The 21,589-nt window shown below is 30.6% G+C and carries 17 protein-coding genes; 11 read left to right on the forward strand and 6 right to left on the reverse strand.

The genetic code is table 11. The annotated features are described in order from the left end of the window. Nucleotides 1-59 precede the first annotated feature (59 nt). Nucleotides 60-1,097, forward strand: coding sequence for a GMP reductase (guaC, locus tag V7R38_RS10415; protein WP_334058201.1), 1,038 nt, complete (start codon nt 60-62; stop codon nt 1,095-1,097). After that, nucleotides 1,097-2,224 (forward strand): ABC transporter substrate-binding protein, encoded by a 1,128-nt coding sequence (locus V7R38_RS10420; protein ID WP_334058203.1) that lies wholly within the window; start codon nt 1,097-1,099, stop codon nt 2,222-2,224. The genes guaC and V7R38_RS10420 overlap by 1 nt, the downstream gene beginning before the upstream one ends. A 15-nt stretch (nt 2,225-2,239) precedes the next feature. On the opposite strand, the gene V7R38_RS10425 is transcribed toward V7R38_RS10420, so the two are convergent. Together V7R38_RS10425 and V7R38_RS10430 are read right to left on the reverse strand one after the other, a co-directional pair. Further along, entirely contained in the window at nt 2,240-4,978 is a 2,739-nt protein-coding gene (locus V7R38_RS10425) for a DNA gyrase/topoisomerase IV subunit A (RefSeq protein WP_334058205.1), read from the reverse strand. Nucleotides 4,979-4,981: 3 nt separating this feature from the next. Beyond that, entirely contained in the window at nt 4,982-6,841 is a 1,860-nt protein-coding gene (locus V7R38_RS10430) for a DNA topoisomerase IV subunit B (protein WP_015480092.1), read from the reverse strand. Between the two features lie 266 nt (nt 6,842-7,107). Here V7R38_RS10430 and lysA point away from each other — a divergent pair, with 266 nt between their 5' ends. From lysA to V7R38_RS10465, 7 genes are all read left to right on the forward strand, one after another. Next, entirely contained in the window at nt 7,108-8,352 is a 1,245-nt protein-coding gene (gene lysA, locus V7R38_RS10435; RefSeq protein WP_334058208.1) for a diaminopimelate decarboxylase, read from the forward strand. Between the two features lie 91 nt (nt 8,353-8,443). Beyond that, a complete protein-coding gene (locus tag V7R38_RS10440) occupies nt 8,444-9,055 on the forward strand; it encodes a fumarylacetoacetate hydrolase family protein (protein ID WP_334058210.1) in 612 nt (203 codons plus the stop codon). 12 nt (nt 9,056-9,067) lie between these two features. Beyond that, nucleotides 9,068-9,583 (forward strand): GNAT family N-acetyltransferase, encoded by a 516-nt coding sequence (locus tag V7R38_RS10445; protein ID WP_334058212.1) that lies wholly within the window; start codon nt 9,068-9,070, stop codon nt 9,581-9,583. An 82-nt stretch (nt 9,584-9,665) separates the two neighbouring features. Beyond that, a complete protein-coding gene (locus tag V7R38_RS10450; RefSeq protein WP_334058214.1) occupies nt 9,666-11,789 on the forward strand; it encodes a Tex family protein in 2,124 nt (707 codons plus the stop codon). 21 nt (nt 11,790-11,810) lie between these two features. Beyond that, complete coding sequence (locus V7R38_RS10455; protein ID WP_334058216.1) at nt 11,811-11,954, forward strand: hypothetical protein; 144 nt, start codon at nt 11,811-11,813, stop codon at nt 11,952-11,954. A gap of 14 nt (nt 11,955-11,968) precedes the next feature. After that, entirely contained in the window at nt 11,969-12,847 is an 879-nt protein-coding gene (locus tag V7R38_RS10460; protein ID WP_334058218.1) for a GIY-YIG nuclease family protein, read from the forward strand. Nucleotides 12,848-12,895: 48 nt separating this feature from the next. Beyond that, nucleotides 12,896-15,211 carry a type IA DNA topoisomerase gene (locus tag V7R38_RS10465; protein WP_334058220.1) on the forward strand — a complete coding sequence of 772 codons (2,316 nt, stop codon included), beginning with the start codon at nt 12,896-12,898 and terminating at the stop codon, nt 15,209-15,211. A gap of 125 nt (nt 15,212-15,336) precedes the next feature. Here V7R38_RS10465 and V7R38_RS10470 read toward each other — a convergent pair whose 3' ends face one another. Together V7R38_RS10470 and V7R38_RS10475 are read right to left on the reverse strand one after the other, a co-directional pair. Next, nucleotides 15,337-15,558, reverse strand: a complete 222-nt coding sequence (locus V7R38_RS10470; RefSeq protein ID WP_334058222.1) for a VF530 family protein — start codon at nt 15,556-15,558, stop codon at nt 15,337-15,339. Further along, nucleotides 15,551-17,173: an aminopeptidase P N-terminal domain-containing protein gene (locus V7R38_RS10475; RefSeq protein WP_334058224.1), complete on the reverse strand. Its 1,623-nt coding sequence runs from the start codon at nt 17,171-17,173 to the stop codon at nt 15,551-15,553. Before V7R38_RS10475 ends, V7R38_RS10470 begins: the two co-directional genes overlap by 8 nt. 132 nt (nt 17,174-17,305) lie before the next feature. Here V7R38_RS10475 and gcvT point away from each other — a divergent pair, with 132 nt between their 5' ends. Then, the gene (gene gcvT / locus V7R38_RS10480) at nt 17,306-18,391 is read left to right on the forward strand and encodes a glycine cleavage system aminomethyltransferase GcvT (RefSeq protein ID WP_334058226.1); all 1,086 of its coding nucleotides are present in this window, start codon (nt 17,306-17,308) and stop codon (nt 18,389-18,391) included. 133 nt (nt 18,392-18,524) lie between these two features. Here gcvT and V7R38_RS10485 read toward each other — a convergent pair whose 3' ends face one another. Beyond that, a complete protein-coding gene (locus V7R38_RS10485) occupies nt 18,525-18,698 on the reverse strand; it encodes a hypothetical protein (protein ID WP_334058228.1) in 174 nt (57 codons plus the stop codon). A 111-nt stretch (nt 18,699-18,809) separates the two neighbouring features. Further along, nucleotides 18,810-19,901: a redox-regulated ATPase YchF gene (gene ychF, locus V7R38_RS10490; RefSeq protein ID WP_015480081.1), complete on the reverse strand. Its 1,092-nt coding sequence runs from the start codon at nt 19,899-19,901 to the stop codon at nt 18,810-18,812. Nucleotides 19,902-20,057: 156 nt separating this feature from the next. Between ychF and V7R38_RS10495 the strand changes: the two genes are divergently transcribed. Then, the gene (locus V7R38_RS10495) at nt 20,058-21,569 is read left to right on the forward strand and encodes a carboxypeptidase-like regulatory domain-containing protein (protein ID WP_334058231.1); all 1,512 of its coding nucleotides are present in this window, start codon (nt 20,058-20,060) and stop codon (nt 21,567-21,569) included. Nucleotides 21,570-21,589 lie beyond the last annotated feature (20 nt).

Raw genomic sequence — 21,589 nt, forward strand, 5'->3', positions numbered from 1 at the left:
TAATCTAATTAAAAGCCAAACAAATTATATATCTTTAAACCTTATTTTAAAAATGATAGATGAGAATAGAAAACGAATTAAAACTAGGTTTTAAGGATGTAATGATAAGGCCAAAAAGATCTACTCTAAAATCTAGATCACAAGTTAGCCTAGAAAGAAATTTTAAATTTTTACATAGTGATATTACTTGGACAGGTGTACCAATAATCGCTGCAAATATGGATACTGTTGGTACTTTTGAAATGGCAACTGAACTTGCAAAACACAAATTATTTACAGCCATTCACAAACATTATAGCATTGAAGATTGGAGAAGTTTTGCTAAAAACAGTCCAAAAGAAATATTAAATAATATTGCAATTAGCACAGGTACAGGAAAAGAGGACTCTATTAAAGTAAAGCAAGTTTTAGAAGAATTTCCTCAAATAAATTTTATCTGTATTGACGTTGCTAATGGTTATTCAGAACACTTTGTAGAATTTGTAAAACACATGCGTTCAGAACATCCTAAAAAAGTAATTATTGCAGGAAATGTAGTAACAGGCGAAATGGTAGAGGAATTATTATTAGCTGGTTCAGATATTATTAAGGTTGGTATTGGCCCAGGATCAGTATGTACAACTCGCGTTAAAACTGGAGTAGGCTATCCTCAATTATCTGCAATTATTGAATGTGCAGATGCTGCTCATGGAATGGGTGGACATATTATTTCTGATGGTGGTTGTAAAATTCCTGGTGATTTATCTAAAGCTTTTGGTGGAAGTGCAGACTTTGTAATGTTAGGTGGTATGTTAGCTGGTCATTCAGAAAGTGGTGGCGATACTATAGAAAAAAATGGCGAAAAATATAAAGCATTTTATGGAATGAGCTCAGAAACTGCAATGAATAAATATTCAGGAGGAGTCGCAAATTATAGAGCTTCTGAAGGTAAAATCGTAGAAGTTCCGTTCAAAGGTGATGTAGAAAATACAATTATTGATATTTTAGGAGGAATTAGATCTACCTGTACTTATGTAGGTGCTAATAAATTAAAAGAGCTTACGAAAAGAACTACATTTATTAGAGTTCAAGAGCAAGAAAATCAAGTTTATTCTTAATGAAAAGAAAAATTCTACAAGTTTTATTTGTGGTTAGTTGTTTAATTGCTTGTAAAAAGGAAGTAAAACAAAATACCTCAACTTCAAAAACAGCATTAACTTTAAAATACGCAAAAGGCTTTGAAGTTAAAATAGAAAATGGTGTAAAGAAACTACTAGTAAATGCTCCATTCCAGAATGCAAATAAAACATTTGAGTTTGTTATCTCTAAGGATACAAATCCAAAAAATAAAAGCGCAAATTCTATTCAAGTTCCTATAGAAAGAATGGTGGTGACCTCAACCACTCATATACCAATGGTTGAGCTTTTGAATGAACAAGCATCAATAGTTGGGTTCCCCTACTCAAAATATGTTTCTTCTAAAAAGACAAGACAATTAATTGATGATGGTAAAATTGTAGAAATTGGTAAAGAATCTTCTTTAAATACCGAGATTTTATTGGATTTACAGCCACAATTAGTTGTTGGCTATAGTGTTAACTCAGCAGATAAATCGCTAACCACAATTGAAAAATCCGGAATTCCTGTTATTTATAATGGAGATTGGCTAGAGGAAACTCCTTTAGGAAGAGCTGAGTGGATCAAGTTTTTTGGAGTGCTTTACAATAAAGAAAAAGAGGCTGATAGTATTTTTAAAAGCATAGAAAAGAATTATCTAGAGGCTAAAGCTTTGGTAAAAAACCTTAAGAATAAACCAACCATTCTCTCAGGCGCAATTATGAATAAAGATGTTTGGAATTTACCTGCTGGTGAAAGTTTTGTTGCTCAATTTTTAAAAGATGCAAACCTAAATTATCTATGGCAAAATACAGAAGGAAAAGGAAGTTTGTCTTTAAGTTTTGAAAGTGTGTTTGACAAAGGAGCAGCAGCTAATTTTTGGATTGCTCCTGGTTATTTTTCATCAAAAGAGCAGATGTTAAAAAACAATGAAATTTACAAGGAATTTAATGCTTTTAAGAATGATGAAATTTATACACCATCTACTAAAAAAGGAGCAACAGGTGGTATCATTTTTTACGAACTTGCACCTACAAGACCAGATTTGGTATTGAAAGACCTTATTAAAATTACAAATCCTGAATTATTACCAGATTATAAGTTAACGTTTTTTGAAAAAATGAAATAGATTACTCTTTATTCTTTAAAATAATTTTGTTTGATTTTCATCATCTAATTTCTTCTGTTCTGCTTTTTTCTTAGCAATAGATTTTTGTAAGGCTAGCTTGGCCTTTTCTTCTGCAGAAAGTTCATCAGCCACTGGTTTCTTAATATCAGATTCAGAAATTTCTAATGGTAATTTTTCTTCTAAAACCTCTTCATCAACTACCTCTATTTCCTCAGATTTAGCTTCTTCTGGTTCTTCATAATGTAAAGATTCTAATAAATTAATATTCTTAATCTTATCTGTTGTTAATTGGTTCCCTAAAGCTTTAATTCCTTTTACTGCTATAAACTCTTCAAAGTTAAGTTTTTCATTTTCTAAACTTCTTTTAGAAAATTGTATTTCTGCAATTGGTCTATGATCTGTGGCAACAATCTCTAATTGACTTTTTGGATGATCTGAAATAAACTCCTCTTCTTTTTCAGGCGTTTCTATAACAAAACGTTTCACATAATAACGTTCTTTATCTCCATCAAAATAAACTGCTGATATAGGTTTAGCTGGTTTCCATTTTTCTAAAACAATCATATCATCTTCAAAATGCATTGCTAAATCTGGCTTAACCGCTTTTGCTTTGCCACTTTGAGTAATAATAAGCAATTTATCTTCTGCTCTAAATTCACCTAAAAGCTCTCCTCTATTGTCTACATTTAAACGCTGCACAGCATCATCAAACCAAATTTTTCTGGGTTTTAATGTAGATACTCCTTCAGATTTAAAATCGACACTTTTAATGGCATATTTGGTAATCGTATTTCCACGAACACCTCTACCTTTCACAGCTAAATCTGCAAAATCTATATCCCATTTTAATTTTTTTACACTACCTACAGCTCTTAGATTTATAGTAACAACCTCTGCTTCTCCATTTGGATTTGCAGAAAAATAATGTACTACAGAGCCTTTGCTTCCATTAGCCAAATTATACTCCTTATCTCTAGTAACTGAAGTCACGTTAAAACGTTTCATGTAACTTGGGCCACTCTTTCCATCTCTGTACATCATATTATATACAGTACGTTTGTCCTTCTTTTTAAAGACAGCAATGTGAATAATGTCTTTACCAACAAAAGTTTTAGCATCTACTTTGGTTACCAACATTACACCATCTTTTCTAAAGACGATAATATCATCAATATCTGAACAATCAGTAACAAATTCATCTCGTTTTAAAGAAGTACCAATAAAACCTTCTGCTCTGTTTACATATAATTTAGCATTGTTCATAGCCACTTTAGATGCTACAATATCATCAAAGATTCGTATTTCTGTTTTACGCTCTTTTCCTTTGCCATAAGTGTCTTTTAATCTTTTAAAATAGGCAATTGCAAATTCGATTAGATTTGCTAAATGATGTTTTACACCCGCAATTTTTTCTTCTAAACTTTCTATAAATTGTTTGGCCTTATCAATATCGAACTTTGATATTTTCTTAATTCTAATTTCTGTTAAACGTGTAATATCATCAACAGTTATGGCACGTTTTAAATGTTTTATGTGTGGTTTTAATCCTTTATCAATTGCTTCAATTACGCCTTCCCAGGTTTCCTCTTCTTCTATATCTCTATAAATTCTATTTTCAATAAAAATTCGTTCTAAAGATGAAAAGTGCCATTGTTCTTCTAGCTCATTTAACTGAATTTCTAACTCACGTTTTAACAATTCTACTGTTAAATCTGTAGAATGCTTTAGCATATCTGAAACACCAGTAAAAACAGGAGTATTATCTTTAATAGTACAAGCTAAAGGTGATATTGACGTTTCACAATTTGTAAAAGCATACAAAGCATCTATAGATTTGTCTGGAGAAACGTTTGGTGGTAAATGCACCAAAATTTCTACTTCTGCTGCAGTATTATCTTCTATCTTTTTAATCTTAATTTTACCTTTATCATTGGCTTTTAAAATACTATCGATTAAAGAAGATGTTGTTGTAGAAAAAGGTATTTCTGTAATTACTAAGGTTTTCTTATCAAGCTGAGAAATTTTAGCTCTAATTCGAACCTTACCTCCTCTTTTACCATCATTATAATTGGTAAAATCTGCAATACCACCTGTTAAAAAATCAGGAACAAGTTTAAAGCTTCTGCCTTTTAAATATTTTATAGAAGCATCTATCAACTCATTAAAATTATGAGGTAAAATTTTCGTTGATAAACCTACTGCAATTCCTTCTGCACCCTGAGCTAGTAATAAGGGAAACTTTACTGGTAAGTCTATAGGCTCTTTTCTACGACCATCATAAGACAATTTCCATTCAGTTGTCTTCGGATTGAAAACTACGTCTAAAGCAAATTTAGACAAACGTGCTTCTATATATCTTGATGCTGCAGCTCGATCTCCAGTTAAAATATTACCCCAGTTTCCTTGCATATCAATAAGCAATTCTTTCTGACCAATCTGAACCATAGCATCTGCAATAGAAGCATCTCCATGTGGATGATATTGCATAGTGTGCCCAACAATATTTGCAACTTTGTTGTATCTACCATCATCCAGATCTTTCATAGAATGCATTATTCTACGCTGAACAGGTTTTAAACCATCTTCTAAAGAAGGCACAGCTCTTTCTAAAATTACATAAGAAGCGTAATCTAAAAACCACTCTTTGTACATTCCTGTAACCTTGGTAATGGTTTCTTCTTGAGGCGAATCTGTATTAGAATCTAGATTCGTCAACTCTTCTTCGTGTTCGTTTTCGTTAATTTCTTCGCTCATGTTCTAAACTTCCTCTTCTATGTAATCTAATTCAACCTTTAAATTATTGATGATAAATTTTTGTCTGTCTGGTGTATTTTTACCCATATAAAATTGCAACATCTGTTCTATAGACATTTCTTTATCTAACATAACAGGATCTAAACGTATATCATCACCAATAAAATGCACAAATTCGTTAGGTGATATTTCACCCAAACCTTTAAATCGAGTTATTTCTGGTTTTCCTTTTAACTTTTCTATAGCTTCTCTTTTTTCCTCATCTGAATAACAATAGAAAGTCTGTTTTTTATTACGAACTCTAAACAAAGGCGTTTCTAGAATATATAGGTGCCCTTCTTTAATTAGCTCAGGAAAAAACTGAAGGAAGAAGGTGATTAATAACAAACGAATGTGCATTCCATCAACATCTGCATCTGTTGCAATTACAATGTTATTATATCGTAAATCTTCTAAACCATCTTCTATATTCAAAGCTGCCTGTAAAAGATTAAACTCCTCATTTTCATATACGATTTTCTTACTTAATCCGTAAGAATTTAATGGCTTACCTTTTAAGCTAAATACAGCTTGCGTATTTACATTCCTGGATTTAGTGATTGAACCTGATGCAGAATCACCCTCTGTAATAAAGAGAGTTGTCTCTAAATAATTTTCTTTTTTAATATCGCCCAAATGTATTCTACAGTCACGTAATTTCTTGTTATGCAAACTAGCCTTTTTAGCTCTATCTCTAGCTAATTTTCGAATACCTGATAACTCCTTTCGTTCTTTTTCTGCCTGAACTATTTTCTTTAAAAGCTTGTCTGCTACTTCAGGATTTTTATGCAGATAATTATCAAGTTTTGTTTTAACAAAATCATTGATATAAGTTCTTACTGTTGGCAACTCTCCTCCCATTTCTGTAGAACCCAATTTTGTTTTAGTCTGACTTTCAAAAACAGGCTCCATCACTTTAATTGCAATTGCAGCAATTATAGATTTACGTATATCTGAGGCTTCAAAACTTTTGCCATAAAATTCACGTACAGTTTTTACAATAGCTTCTCTAAAAGCAGATTGATGTGTACCTCCCTGAGTTGTATGTTGCCCATTTACAAACGAATAGTATTCTTCTGAGTACTGCGTTTTACTATGAGTTACAGCAATTTCTATATCATCTCCTTTAAGATGGATGATAGGATACAGCATATCATCTGTATTATTATTATCCTCTAATAAATCTTTTAAACCATTTTTAGAAAAAAACTTTTCACCATTAAAAATTATGGTTAAACCTGGATTTAGGTAGACATAATTTTTAAGCATTTTAGCTACATACTCATTTCTAAATTTGTAGTTTTTGAATATAGTTTCATCTGGAATAAAGGAAACCTTAGTACCTTTTCTACGCGAAGTTTCCTCTAAAAATTCTTCATTCTCTAAATTACCTTGACTAAATTCTGCTGAAGCTGATTTTCCTTCACGTGAAGACTCTACTCTAAAATAAGATGATAGTGCATTTACAGCTTTTGTACCAACTCCATTTAAACCAACAGATTTTTTAAAGGCTTTAGAATCATACTTACCACCAGTATTCATTTTAGAAACTACATCTACTACCTTACCTAATGGAATTCCACGTCCATAATCACGAACAGTAACTTTACTGCCATGTATAGAAATTTCGATGGTTTTACCTGCACCCATCACATACTCATCAATAGAGTTGTCTAAAACTTCTTTTACAAGAATATAAATACCATCATCTGCAGAAGAACCATCACCCAATTTTCCAATATACATTCCTGGACGCATTCTAATATGCTCTTTCCAGTCTAATGATCTAATATTATCTTCTGTATATTTTGTTTCTTTACTCATGTAATCGCTTACTATTATTAGGATTGAAGTACTTGCAATATAGGATTAACATCCTAAAAATAAAATACCTAAATTAATTAGTTATTAACAGGATTTCAACGATTTTTTGAGCTAAATATGAGCAAATAAAATTATATAATTGAAGCGAAATTTTCATCAATCAAAACATTAAAAATCACAAAAAAAAACAATATGTTGTATTTTTAAACAAATAGGGCTTGGTGTCTGAATTTACTTACTTTTGAGCCGAATTAAAATGATGAATTGTGGAAAACACTCAACTTATAGAATTAGCAAATAAATACGGAAGCCCTTTGTATGTTTACGATACAGACAAAATTGCTTCTCAATACAATAGATTAACCAACGCATTTAGTAACGTTAAAAATTTAAAATTAAATTACGCTGTTAAAGCTTTATCTAACGTAAATATTTTAAAGTTCTTTAAAAATTTAGGTGCTGGTTTAGATACAGTTTCTTATCAAGAAGTGCAGTTGGGTTTAACTACAGGAATCAATCCTAAAAATATTATTTACACGCCAAATGGTGTTTCTCTTCAAGAAATTGAAGAAGTTGCAAAATTAGGTGTACAAATAAATATTGACAACCTATCTATTCTTGAAATTTTTGGACAAAAACATCCAGAAATTCCAGTTTGTGTTCGTATAAATCCACACATTATGGCTGGAGGAAATTCTAAAATTTCTGTTGGACATATAGATTCTAAATTCGGAATTTCAATTCATCAAGTTCCACACATAAAACGTGTTGTTGAAAATACAGGTATGAACATCAACGGAATTCATATGCATACAGGATCTGATATTTTAGATATTGATACTTTTTTACGTGCTTCAGATATTTTGTTTGATGTTGCTCGTCAATTCAAGAATATTGACTTTATAGATTTTGGAAGCGGATTTAAAGTTCCTTACAAAGAGGGAGACATTTCTACAGACATTGAGCAATTAGGTATTCAATTATCAGAAAGATTCAACGAATTCTGTGCAGATTATGGCAAAGACATTACACTAATGTTTGAACCTGGTAAATTTTTAGTGTCAGAAGCAGGAGTTTTCTTAGCTAAAGTTAATGTGGTTAAGCAAACTACATCTACAGTTTTTGCTCATGTAGATTCTGGTTTTAATCATCTAGTAAGACCTATGATGTATGATTCTTATCATCATATTACAAACATCTCAAATCCTGAAGGAAGAGATCGTTACTACTCAGTTGTAGGTTATATTTGTGAAACAGACACCTTTGCTTCTAATAGAAGAATTGCAGAAATATCTGAAGAAGATGTACTATGTTTTCATAATGCTGGTGCATACTGCTTTTCTATGGCTTCTAACTACAATTCTCGTTATTTACCTGCAGAAGTAATGCTTGTAGATGGTAAAGATTACCTTATTCGAAAAAGACAAACGATTCAAGATATTTTAAACAATCAGGAAAATGTAGAACTTCCAACAAAAAAAGAAGTTCAAAAAGCTGAAGTAACAGCCTAACAATAACTATTAATCACTACAAATCCACTAAGAAATCAAAAATTTTAGTGGATATTTTTTTACATTTACTCTCAATAAAATCAACCAAATCATGAAAATTCTAGGTATAGGAAGCAATTACGTTACAGACTTAAAAGACATTCCAGAAAAAAAGAAAGGTAAAAAATTTATTTTCTCAAAACCAGAATCTAGCTTAGCTGTAAATTGTGATGTCCCTTACCCAAGTAGTATAACCAATGAACTAATTTACGAAGTTGAATTGGTTGTAAAAATTGTTAAAGAAGGCAAGAACATCACCAAAGAAGAAGCCAATTCTTACATTTCAGAAATTGCAATTGGTATCGACTACACAGCAAAAGACATCTTAACCAATGCAAGAGAAACAAAACATCCTTGGGAGTTTGCAAAAGGTTTTGATGGAGCAGCACCAATTTCTAAATTTAAACCTGTTTCTAATTATGATTTAGCTAACATTGATTTTGATTTAAAAATTAATGGAGAAGAAAAACAAAAAAGCAATACAGCATATATGATTAACGATTTTGCTGATATTATTTCTTTTATTTCTGAATACATGACCTTACAACCAGGAGACTTAATTTTTACAGGAACTCCTGCTTTAGGAAAAGGAGAAATTTTTAAAGGTGATCATTTACAATGTTCTGTAAATGGAGAATTATTACTAGATTTTAAAATGATATAAACTCATTTACAAATGAAAATTAGACGTTCTACCTTGCATGATGTTGCACAAATTATGGTTATCATCAATGATGCTAAAACCTATTTAGCTTCTCAAAATATTGACCAGTGGCAAAATGGATATCCTAATGCTGAGCAAGTTGAAAACGATATTGAAAAAGGTGAATGTTTTGTGGTTGTGAATGATGATGACACAATTATGGCAGCTTCCATGTTTACATTAAGAAAAGAACCTACTTACAAACAAATACTTGAAGGTAACTGGTTAATCTCGGAAGACGAAGTTTATGGAGTAGTTCATAGAATGGCCATTAAAAAAGAATACAGAAAGTTAGGTTTAGCTACCTTTTTATTTGATGAATTTCATCAACAGCTTAAAAATCAAAGTATCAAAAGTTTAAAGATTGATACCCATGAAAATAATGTTGGAATGCAATCTTTAATTAAAAAGTTAGGCTATAAATATTGTGGCATTATTTACACAAGTTACAATGCCAAACGATTGGCTTTTGAGAAGGTTATTTCTTAAAAACTATCAATTTTAAAAGTATATTTACATCCTCATAAATTCGGTTTTATGAGGATTTTTTTCCAATAAACTTAAGTAGCAAATGCAACTACACCAATATATAATTCAACAAACACAACTAAATTCAAAATCTGTAGAAAACACTATTTCATTGTTAAATGAAGATGCTACAATTCCTTTTATTTCTAGATACAGAAAAGAAATGACTGGCAACTTAGATGAAGTGCAAATAGGAGAAATTGTAAAGTTTAAAGAAGAATTTGAAGCTCTAGAAAAACGTAAAAAAACAATTTTAAAAGCCTTAGAAGAGCAAAATATTTTAACTACAGAACTTACTAATAAAATACATACATCTAAAGATTTAATTACTTTAGAAGACTTGTATTTACCTTATAAGAAAAAACGAAAAACCAAAGCAGAAACTGCACGTTTACAAGGCCTAGAACCTTTGGCCAAGATGATAATGAGTCAACGTGTTAATGATTTAGACTATACAGCATCAAAATACATTAAAAATGATGTTAATTCTATAGATGATGCTTTAGAAGGTGCACGTTTTATTATTGCAGAGTGGATTAATGAAAGAACAGATATTCGAAACAATATAAGAAGAGAATTAGAACGTTTTGCAACGATTTCATCTAAAGTGATTAAAGCTAAAAAAGAAGATGAGAAAGCACAAAAATTTAAAGATTATTTTGATTGGAGCGAATCATTAAATCGAATTCCATCTCACAGATTATTGGCAATTTTAAGAGCTGAAAACGAAGGTTTTATCAGAGTTAAAATAGAAATTGATTCAGAAAGATTATTGCAAAGAATTGAAAATAGAATTATTCGTTCTCAAAATGAGTGTGCAGCACAAATTGAGTTGGCTATTAAAGATGCATACAAAAGATTATTGTTGCCTTCTTTAGCCAACGAAGCTTTATCAAATGCCAAAGAAAAAGCAGATGAAAGTGCCATTTTAGTTTTTGCTAAAAACCTAAAGCAATTGCTTTTAGGCACTCCTTTAGGAGAAAAAAGAGTTTTAGCAATAGATCCAGGTTTTAGATCTGGTTGTAAAGTGGTCTGTTTAAATGCGCAAGGTGATTTAGAACATAATGAGACTATTTTTCCTCACGAACCTCAAAATAAAAAACTAGAAGCCATTAAGAAAATTAGTTTTTTGGTTGATGCTCATAAAATTGAAGCCATTGCAATTGGTAATGGAACTGCTTCTAGAGAAACTGAACAGTTTATAAAAAAGATACAGTTTAAAAAATCTGTAGATGTTTTTGTAGTTAGTGAAGCTGGTGCTTCAATTTATTCTGCTTCCAAAATTGCGAGAGAAGAATTCCCTAATTACGATGTTACAGTTCGTGGTTCAGTATCTATTGGTAGACGTTTGCAAGATCCTTTGGCTGAATTGGTTAAAATTGATGCAAAATCGATTGGAGTTGGCCAATATCAGCATGATGTAGATCAGACTAAACTTAAAAGATCGTTAGATACTACAGTTGAAAGCTGTGTAAATACAGTTGGTGTAAATATAAATACTGCAAGTGAATCTTTATTAAGTTACGTTTCTGGAATTGGACCAAAATTGGCGGAAAATATTATAAAATATCGAAATGAAAATGGTGCTTTTACTTCTAGAAATGATATTAAAAAAGTACCAAGATTAGGTGGAAAAGCTTTTGAACAAGCTGCTGGTTTTTTAAGAATCAAACATGGTAAAAACCCTTTAGATAATTCTGCTGTGCACCCTGAAAGTTATTTTTTAGTCGATAAAATGGCCAAGGATACGAATAAAAAGGTAGAAGAAATTATTGGGAATAAAGAATTGATTCAGCAAATTAATCTAGAAAAGTATATCACAGAAACCACTGGTTTGCCTACTTTAAAAGACATTATTAACGAATTAGAAAAACCAGGTTTAGATCCAAGAGCAAAAGCTAAGGTATTTTCTTTTGACAAAAATATCAAAACCATTGCTGATTTAAGAATTGGTCAACTCTTACCAGGTATTGTAAATAATATTACCAACTTTGGATGCTTTGTAGACATAGGTATTAAAGAAAGTGGTTTAATTCACGTTTCCAATTTATCTGATAGTTATGTAAATGATGTGAATACAATTGTGGCTTTACAACAACAGATAGTAGTTAAGGTTTTAGAGGTAGATGTTCATCGCAAAAGAATTCAATTGGCTTTGGTAAAGTAAAATTTTAATTATCTTTAAATTATGACTAAAAAAGAGAAAACAGATTCTTGGGACGATTTAAGTGATTTCCAAAAGAATGAAATTCAACAAGAACTTAATGACTTAAATAAAAAGAAAAAAGTCTCTTGGGAAGATGCTAAAAAAAAGCTTGAGAAAATAAAATAAAATAAAACAGGAAAATGGGAAAGAAATTAACTGTCTATATGATTGATGGCACTGCTTATGGTCCAAGGTTAAGTGAAATAGGTAATTGGGTTGGTAAGGCTATTTATAGTCCAAGATCATCAATTAATAAAATAATCAATAGAAGTGAATTTAATAACCCTGGAGTTTACTGTTTAAAAGGCGATCCTACTGATGATGCTTTTGATGAAAAAATTTACATTGGAGAAGCAGAAAATATAAAAGTAAGATTAAAACAACACCTAAGTGACCCAAATAAAGATTTTAAAGAATTAATTTTCTTTGTAAGTAAAGATGAATTACTGACAAAAACCCAAATAAGATATTTGGAATCAAGATTAGTGCAGATAGCTATAGAAGCCAAAACCGCTCAAATTGATAATGGCAATTCTCCAAGTTTACCTACTTTACACGAAGCAGATATATCTGATATGGAGTATTTTTTAGAACAGATAAAATTAATTTTACCTGTTATGGGTTTCAAGTTTTTAATATCATCAACTGTAAAAGAAAGTGATAAAAATATTATTTCTAATGAAAAATCTATTCACGAAACTTACTTCATAAAAACAAAGACTTTCAAAGCAATAATGCAAGAAACTGATCAAGGCTATATAGTTTCTAAGGGCAGTGAAGCTAAGAAAAACTTATCTAAATCTTGTACTGAAACTTATAGAAATATGAGAAGAAAATTATTAGAAACAAGTATTATGAGAGAAAACTTAGATAAACTTATTTTCACAGAAGATACTATATTTAATAGTCCAAGTGCTGCATCTAATATGGTTTTGGGAAGAAATTCAAATGGATTTACAGAATGGATAACCCAAAATGGACAAACTTTTAAAGAAGTTCAAGAAAATATTAACAATTAAAATATAAACTTGACATTTTCCTTACTTTCGAAATCGAAAATATAATTAATGAAAGTCTGTATAGCCGAAAAACCAAGTGTAGCAAGAGAGATTGCTAATATTCTAGGAGCCAAAACAAAACGTGATGGTTTTTATGAAGGTAATGGTTATGCTGTAACTTATACCTTTGGTCATTTATGTACGCTTTTAGAACCTAAAGATTACAAACCACATTGGAAAAGTTGGGATTTGAACAACTTACCCATGTTACCTGAACGTTTTGACACGAAAGTTACAGGTGATTCTGGAATTAAAAAACAGTTTAACATTGTCAAGTCTTTATTTGAAAAAGCAGATGTTGTCATCAATTGTGGTGATGCAGGAACTGAAGGAGAACTCATACAAAGATGGGTTATCAATCAATGTAATTACAAAGGCAAAGTACAACGTTTATGGATTTCATCTTTAACTGAAGAAGCTATAAAAGATGGTTTTAATAATTTAGAATCAGCAGACAAATATGATAATTTGTATTATGCAGGGTACTCTAGAGCTATAGGTGATTGGCTTTTGGGTTTAAATGCTACACGTTTATACACCGTAAAATTTGGAGGTTACAAGCAAGTGCTATCTGTAGGTAGAGTGCAAACTCCAACTCTAGCAATGTTAGTGAATAGGTATCATGAAATTCAGAATTTTAAGCCACAACCTTATTGGGAGCTGCAAACTACTTATAGAAATACGCTTTTTAATTATGAAGATGGTCGTTTTCTAAAAAAGGAAGATGGTCAAGTATTGGCAGACAAAGTTGCTCAATCTGATTTTGAAATTGTTTCGGTTACTAAAAAGAAAGGTAAAGAATACGCTCCTAAACTTTTCGACTTAACAGGTTTACAAGTATATTGTAATAATAAATTTGGTTTTTCTGCAGATGAAACTCTAAAAATTGTGCAGAAGTTATACGAAATGAAAGTAGTAACATACCCAAGAGTGGATACTACTTTTTTACCTAATGATTTATACCCAAAAATTCACGGAATTTTATCAAAATTAACCAATTATAGTGAGTTAACTCAACCTCTTTTAGGTAAGAAAATAAAGAAAACCAAACGTGTTTTTGACGACAAAAAGGTAACCGATCATCATGCTATAATTCCAACAGGAATTCAAGGTAATTTGCAATACAATCAGCAACAAGTTTATGATATTATTACCAAAAGGTTTATCGCTGTTTTTTATCCAGATTCTGATGTATCTAATACTTCAGTAATGGGTAAGGCTGCAGAAGTGCCTTTTAAAACTACTGGTAAAGAAATTATTAATAAAGGTTGGCGAGTTGTTTTTGAGACCAAAGAATCTTCAATCAAAAAGGAATTGAATGCAACTGCTACATTACCTTCATTTGTTAAAGGTGAAAAGGGTAAACATGAGCCTTCTTTTTTAGAAAAAGAGACAAAACCACCAAGAAATTTTACAGAGGCAAGTTTACTAAGAGCCATGGAAACTGCAGGCAAACAGGTAGATGATGATGAAATGCGTGAGCTGATGAAAGAAAATGGAATTGGTAGACCATCTACAAGAGCCAGTATTATAGAAACTCTATTTAGAAGAAAATACATAGAACGTAAAAAGAAATTAGTTTTACCAACACAAACTGGTATTGATCTAATTAACATTATCGATAATGAACTATTAAAATCTGCTGAATTAACTGGTAGATGGGAAAAACGTTTAAAAGAAATTGAACGAGGTGAATTCAATGCAGGAACATTCATTAACAATATGAAAAAAATGGTTGATGAATTGGTTTATGAAGTGCGTTCTAATAAAGTTAAAAAAAGAATTTCATCAGAAACTCAAAAAGCTACTTTACCTGCAGCCAAGACTAAAAGCAAAACAAAAAAGCAAGTAATGGGCAAAACCTGCCCAAAATGTAAACAAGGTAAGCTATTGAAAGGTTCCTCTGCTTATGGTTGTTCTGAATACAAAAACAATTGCGATTTTAAAATTCCGTTTGTTATTTATGATAAAAAAGTGTCTGAAAACCAAATTATAAGGCTTATAGATAAAGGTTGCACAACCAATCTTAAAGGTTTTGTTTTAAATGATGAAAAAGTTGAAGGCCTAATTCGTTTTGATGGTAGTTTTAACCTAAAACTTGAACCTAAGATAAAACCTGTGGCTACTACTCAAACAACTGCAAATAAAGATGCAATTTCATGCCCAAAATGTAAGGAAGGAACCGTTTTAAAAGGTAAATCTGCTTATGGCTGTTCTAACTACAAATCTGGTTGTGATTTTGTGTTTACCTTCGAAAACATAAAAAAAATCGCCAATGGTAAACCATTGACGAAAGAATTAGTTTTAAAAATTATATCTAGCTAAAGATTAATGCTAAATGTTTGTAAATACGTTTAGCCCAGATTGAACGGTTTGTTTGAGCTCTTTTTAAGCTGAACTTATTCAGCTTAAAAAAGCGAGTAGTGAAAGCTGGAAATAGCTTCTAAAAATTAATCAATCATATTTTTTAAGTAAAATTTTTCTACTTTTTCTCTGGCCCAAGGTGTGGTTCTTAAAAATTTTAAAGAAGATTTATAAGTAGGATTGTTCTTAAATGCATTAATATTTAAGGCATAAGCCAATTCTTCCCAACCATATTCTAAATACAATTCCTCTAGAATTGTAGCCAATTTTATACCATGTAATGGATTGTTTGGTTGCTCTTTACTCATCTAAATTGGGTAATATAAATTCATCTAAAACAGACTTTTTAGCCATCATTGTTTCTATAGCTTCTGTAGTTCTTGGTGCTTCTCCAGACAAATTAACTGGCCCATTTTTGGTTACTAAAATATCATCTTCTATACGTATACCAATTCCCCACCATTTTTTATTACAAGGACTACCATCAGGAATGTAAATTCCAGGCTCCATAGTAACAATCATATTTTCTTCGAACGTGTTGTAGTTTCCTGGATCATGCACATCTAAACCTATGTGGTGTGAAGTTCCATGAGGAAAATAGTTGTGTCTTTCATCTACAGATTTAATAATACCAAGTTTAAATAAGCCCTCATTTACAATTTTTCTAGCTGCTTGATTTGGTGCACTCATTTTTGTACCAATAGTATACAATGCAATACCTGCCTCTTGTGCTTCGTATACCAAATCATAAATTTGTTTTTGTTCTTCTGTAAACTTTCCATTAGCAGGAATTGTACGTGTTACATCTGCTGTAAAACCTCTATACTCTGCACCAAGATCCATCAAAACTAAATCGTTACCAACCTTAGTTTTATTATTTTCTATGTAATGTAAAATACAACCATTATTACCTGCACCAACTATAGATGGATAACCTTCATACTCAGCACCATATTTTTTATATACAAATTCATGAATACCTTGTAACTCAGTTTCAGACATGTGTGACTTCATAGCTTTCATAACCTCTATTTGACCAACTGCTGATATTCTAATAGCTTTTGTTAATAACTTAACTTCTTCTTGAGTCTTAACTTCACGCATTGTAGCTAGAGTTCCTGGTAAAAAATTTAAATCAATATTCGTACTTGGTTTTAAAGCCAAAGAAATTTTTTGTTGTACCTCTTTTCTTACTGCATCAGTTTCTGCAGATTTGTAAGCCTTTAATAATTCATCATTCTTAATATCTTCAGATCTTGTTGCTAAACGATCTATAATATTGATAACGTTAGCACTACTCTCAACAGGAGCTTGTGCAATATTGCTGTACACATATTCTTTCATTCTAGATAAATAAGCATCAGGATTGTACTCAGCCTTGATTTTAAATGATTTAACTAAATCAAAAATATCTGCGCCACTTAAATTTCTATAATCATCATTAAATTTTTCTATGTAAACTTTATCAAACCCTTTAAAGTTGATATCTGAGTTTAAAAATTCTGATGCATTAAAAGCGATATCAAAGCCTAATTCATTTTTAGCGCCTTCAATTCCTAAACGTTTTCCATTCCATTGTTCTGCTCTGGCATCTCGCTTTTGTACATATAATATTTCGTTATAAGTATTACCTTCAGCATCTGTTTGATTTTCAGAAAACAAGACTAATACTCCATTTGGTTCTCTATAACCTGTTAAATAGTAAAAATTAGGATCTTGATGAAACACATAATCTACATCATTAGCTCTGTTTCTTAAAGGATTTGCGAACACAACAGCTACTGAATTTTTAGGCATTTTAGAACGTAGAACTTCTCTTCGATTTTTATGGAAATCTTTAGACAAAAAATCTGCTGGAGCTTGAGAAAATGCGTCTAATGAAAAAGTGACACATAGTATGATGAATATTTTAAAAACCTTCATTAAATAATATTTATTGGTTACAGTCTCAAATGTAAGATTAATTCTTTTTTAAGTACAAATATTAACACAAATTTAGTGCTTGGTTATTGCTGATTTTTCAATAATTTAGCCAAAAATTAAAGAAATCTACAAATGAAAAATATTGCTTTACATCAAGTTCATGAGAAATTGGGAGCAAAAATGGTGCCTTTTGCTGGCTTTAACATGCCAGTTCAATACGAAGGCGTAACTGCAGAACACTTAACTGTAAGAGAATCTGTGGGAGTTTTTGACGTAAGTCATATGGGTGAATTTTTAGTGTCTGGAAAGAATGCTTTAGCCTTAATACAAAAGGTTACTTCTAACGATGCTTCTAAATTAGAAATTGGTGATGCACAATACAGTTGTTTCCCAAACACAGAAAACGGAATTGTAGATGATTTAATTTGTTATAGAATTAAAGAAGATCAATATTTATTAGTTGTTAATGCTTCTAATATTGAGAAGGATTGGAATTGGATTTCTAAGTACAATGAAGAATTTGGTGCTGATTTAAGAGATTTATCTGATGATTATTCTTTGTTAGCCATTCAAGGGCCTAAAGCTGTAGAAGCAATGCAATCGCTTTCTTCTTTAGATTTGGCTGATATACCTTTTTATAAATTTAAAGTAGGTGATTTTGCTGGTATAGAGAATGTAATTATCTCTGCAACAGGATATACTGGTTCAGGTGGCTTTGAGATTTATTGTAAAAACTCAGAAGTAGAACAAATTTGGAATCGTGTATTTTTAGCTGGAGCAGAATTTGGTATCAAACCAATTGGTTTAGCTGCAAGAGATACCTTACGTTTAGAAATGGGGTATTGTTTATATGGTAATGATATAGATGATACTACCTCACCAATTGAAGCTGGTTTAGGTTGGATTACTAAATTTACCAAAGATTTTGTAAACTCTGAGGCTTTAGCAAAACAAAAAGAAGAAAAACCATCAAGAAAATTGGTTGCTTTTATACTAAATGAAAGAGGTATACCAAGACAAGGTTATGATATTGTAAATGATGAAGGTGCTAAGATTGGTAATGTTACTTCTGGAACTATGAGTCCAAATTTGAGTAAAGGTATTGGTTTAGGATATGTACCAACAGCATCTGCAAAAGTAGGTTCACAAATTTTAATTCAAATTCGTAAGAAAGCAATTCCTGCTACTGTTGTAAAACTTCCTTTTTACAAAAAGTAAAAACTTAGTAAAATATAAGAATGACAAAACCTCAATAACTAGGGATCATTGAGGTTTTGATACTTAATAATAAGTAGGGGTAGTGCTATCAAACACTACTTGTGTTTCCACAAGCATTCTATTTCGAATATCTTTAATGTTTATTTATTAGTAATTCGTTCTTAAGTTCTCTATTTTCTTTAGCTTTTTCTAAAAGCGTATTTGCTCCTGCAAAAATTAAAAAGAATACTAAAATTGACATTGCATATTTCAACAACCCAAAAACGAAAGTATTTAACAGAATAACTTTAAATAAAAGAAACATCATAATTGTACGTTTTAACACTTCAAAACTAAACAATTAAAGAATGTTGTCTTTTACTTATTATGTGAATGGTATAATTTAATAGTTAAATGGTTTTTTTAGATAGTTAAGCAATTATACATTAAATCTAAAATGCATAACATCTCCGTCTTTAACTATATAATCCTTACCTTCTACTCTCATTTTACCAGCTTCTTTTACTTTGGCTTCAGAACCATAAGCAACGTAATCTTCATAAGCAATAGTTTCTGCTCTAATGAATCCTTTTTCGAAATCTGTATGAATAACTCCTGCAGCTTGAGGAGCAGTTGAACCAATAGGAATTGTCCAGGCCCTAACTTCTTTTACACCTGCAGTAAAGTAAGTTTGTAAGTTTAATAATTTGTAGGCAGAACGTATTAAACGTGATACTCCTGCTTCTTCTAAACCAATATCAGCTAAAAACATTTGACGTTCTTCATAGTCGTCTAATTCAGTAATATCTGCTTCAGTGCCAACAGCTAGCACAATAACTTCTGCATCTTCTTCTTTCACAGCTTCTCTTACTTTATCTACATATTCATTACCAGAAACTGCTGAGTTTTCGTCAACATTACAAACGTATAAAACAGGCTTAGCTGTAATAAATTGTAAAGATTGTACAAACTCTATTTCTTTTTCGTTAAAATCTAAAGCTCTTACAGATTTACCTTGTAATAAAGTGTCTTCTATTTTCTGCAAAACAACCAATTCAGCCTGTGCTTCTTTGTTACCTGTTTTTGCAGTTCTTTTTACACGCTCTAAACGTTTTTGAACCGTTTCTAAATCTTTTAATTGTAGTTCAATATCAATAGTTTCTTTATCTCTAACAGGATCTATTGAGTTATCAACGTGAATAATATTGTCATTATCAAAACAACGCAAAACATGTAAAATAGCATCTGTTTCTCTAATATTTGCTAAGAATTGATTTCCTAAACCTTCACCCTTACTTGCACCTTTTACTAAACCTGCAATATCTACAATTTCTACAGTAGCTGGCACCACCTTTTCTGGATTTACCAATTCTTCTAACTTCTCAATTCTAGTATCTGGTACATTTACCACTCCTAAGTTTGGTTCTATAGTACAAAAAGGAAAGTTTGCACTTTGCGCTTTTGCATTAGATAAACAGTTAAATAATGTCGATTTTCCTACGTTTGGTAATCCTACAATTCCAGCTTTCATAAATAAAATTTACAGTTTAAAGAACGGTATTTAACTTAAATTAAGTTAAGTATTCTTAAATTTTAAGAATGCAAATATAATACTTTGTTAAACTTAAACTTACTTTTATTTGCAAAACTAAAATTGATTTATTTTTCTCAAAAATTCAACTAAACCATGAGAAAAACATTACAAACCATTTTATTGATTTTTATTGCCAATTGGAGTATCCATGCCCAGTTTATTACTGGAAAAGTTCTTAGCAAAAACTCTAGCAAACCCATTAACAATGTTGCTATAATTACAAACTTAAAAAACGGCACTACCACAAATGAATTAGGCATTTTTAAATTAGACATTTCTAATGTAAATACAATTACTTTTACAAACCTTAATTACAAAACAGTTGTTATAAGCAAACAAAAATTTACTTCAAAAAATTACACTATTTACTTAGAAGAAAAAGTAAATGAACTCTCTGAAATTCAATTAAATCTTAAAAAAATCACTGTAGACTCTATAGTAACCAAAACACTAAGGAGCATGAAGAAGAATTATATTTCTGGACCAACTATAAGTAATTTTTATGTGAGAGAAAATAGTATCATCAATTTTAAAAAATTAGAATTAGACTTAGACAAAAGTGCTTTATTAAATAGAAAAAACAAGAAAATAGCAGAGAAAGAATTGGCAGCATATGCCAATAATCTTCAAAATAGCGACCCTGTTTTTTCCAATGAATTTTATGGAAAATTTAAAACTAAAAAAGTGTATTCAGATAAGATAGAAAAATTTTACAATGTTGATAAAATCGATACTGTTCAAGGGTTTAAATCCATGAAAAACAATAAACAAATTACTATTGAGCAAGCTCAAAAGGATTTACAGCATATCATCCTTAAAAATTTGAATAAACATAAAACCTATAAAATAAGTTCTGGATTATTTAAAATTGAAGATTCCCTATCTATAAAGGAAGTAGTTCAAGATGCAGATTCTCTTCACTTAATTAATACTTTTAATTCTTTTACTGCTACTAGTGCATTTACTAGCGCAAAATATAAAAGCAGATTCTTCTATTTTAAAAAACAGCAAAATTTTCTCAATAACAGATACTATAAGCATTCTTTAGCCAGCAATGCTTTTTTAGGCTCAGAAATGATGTATGTTTTAAATTTTACGCCTAGAAAATCGAAATCAAAGTACAAAGGTCAAATGTTTATTAATCCTATAGATTTTACCATCTCTAAAATAGAATATCAATTTGCAGAAGGCAAAAAAGGACAAAACTTAAACTTAAAATGGCTCTTAGGCATAAAAGTCTCTGAAGATGTAAATAAGGTTACGCTTTATTATGAAAAAAATAAAGAAAATAAAGAAAATAAAGTGTTCAATTCTTATTTTAAAGAAACTAAGAGTGCCTATGTTTATGTTCATAGACCTATAAAATTTAAAGAAAATTCGAGTAAAAAGAGCAAGGTAAAGTTCGATATAAAAATAGAACTTGATACTCAAGAAATAAGAGAAGTTTACTTGACAAATGTTAGTGAAATACCAAAAACGGCTGTTGAAAAAGTTGCAAAGGGCCAATCTAACATAAAATACAATTACCTCTCTAAAGCAGATTACGACAAGACTAGTTGGAAGAATCGACAGTTAATTACTGAATATCTTAAAAAATATAACTAAAAAAAAGCCTCTAAATTAAT

Source organism: Polaribacter sp. P097 (genome assembly GCF_036864555.1).
Classification (GTDB): Bacteria; Bacteroidota; Bacteroidia; order Flavobacteriales; family Flavobacteriaceae; genus Polaribacter.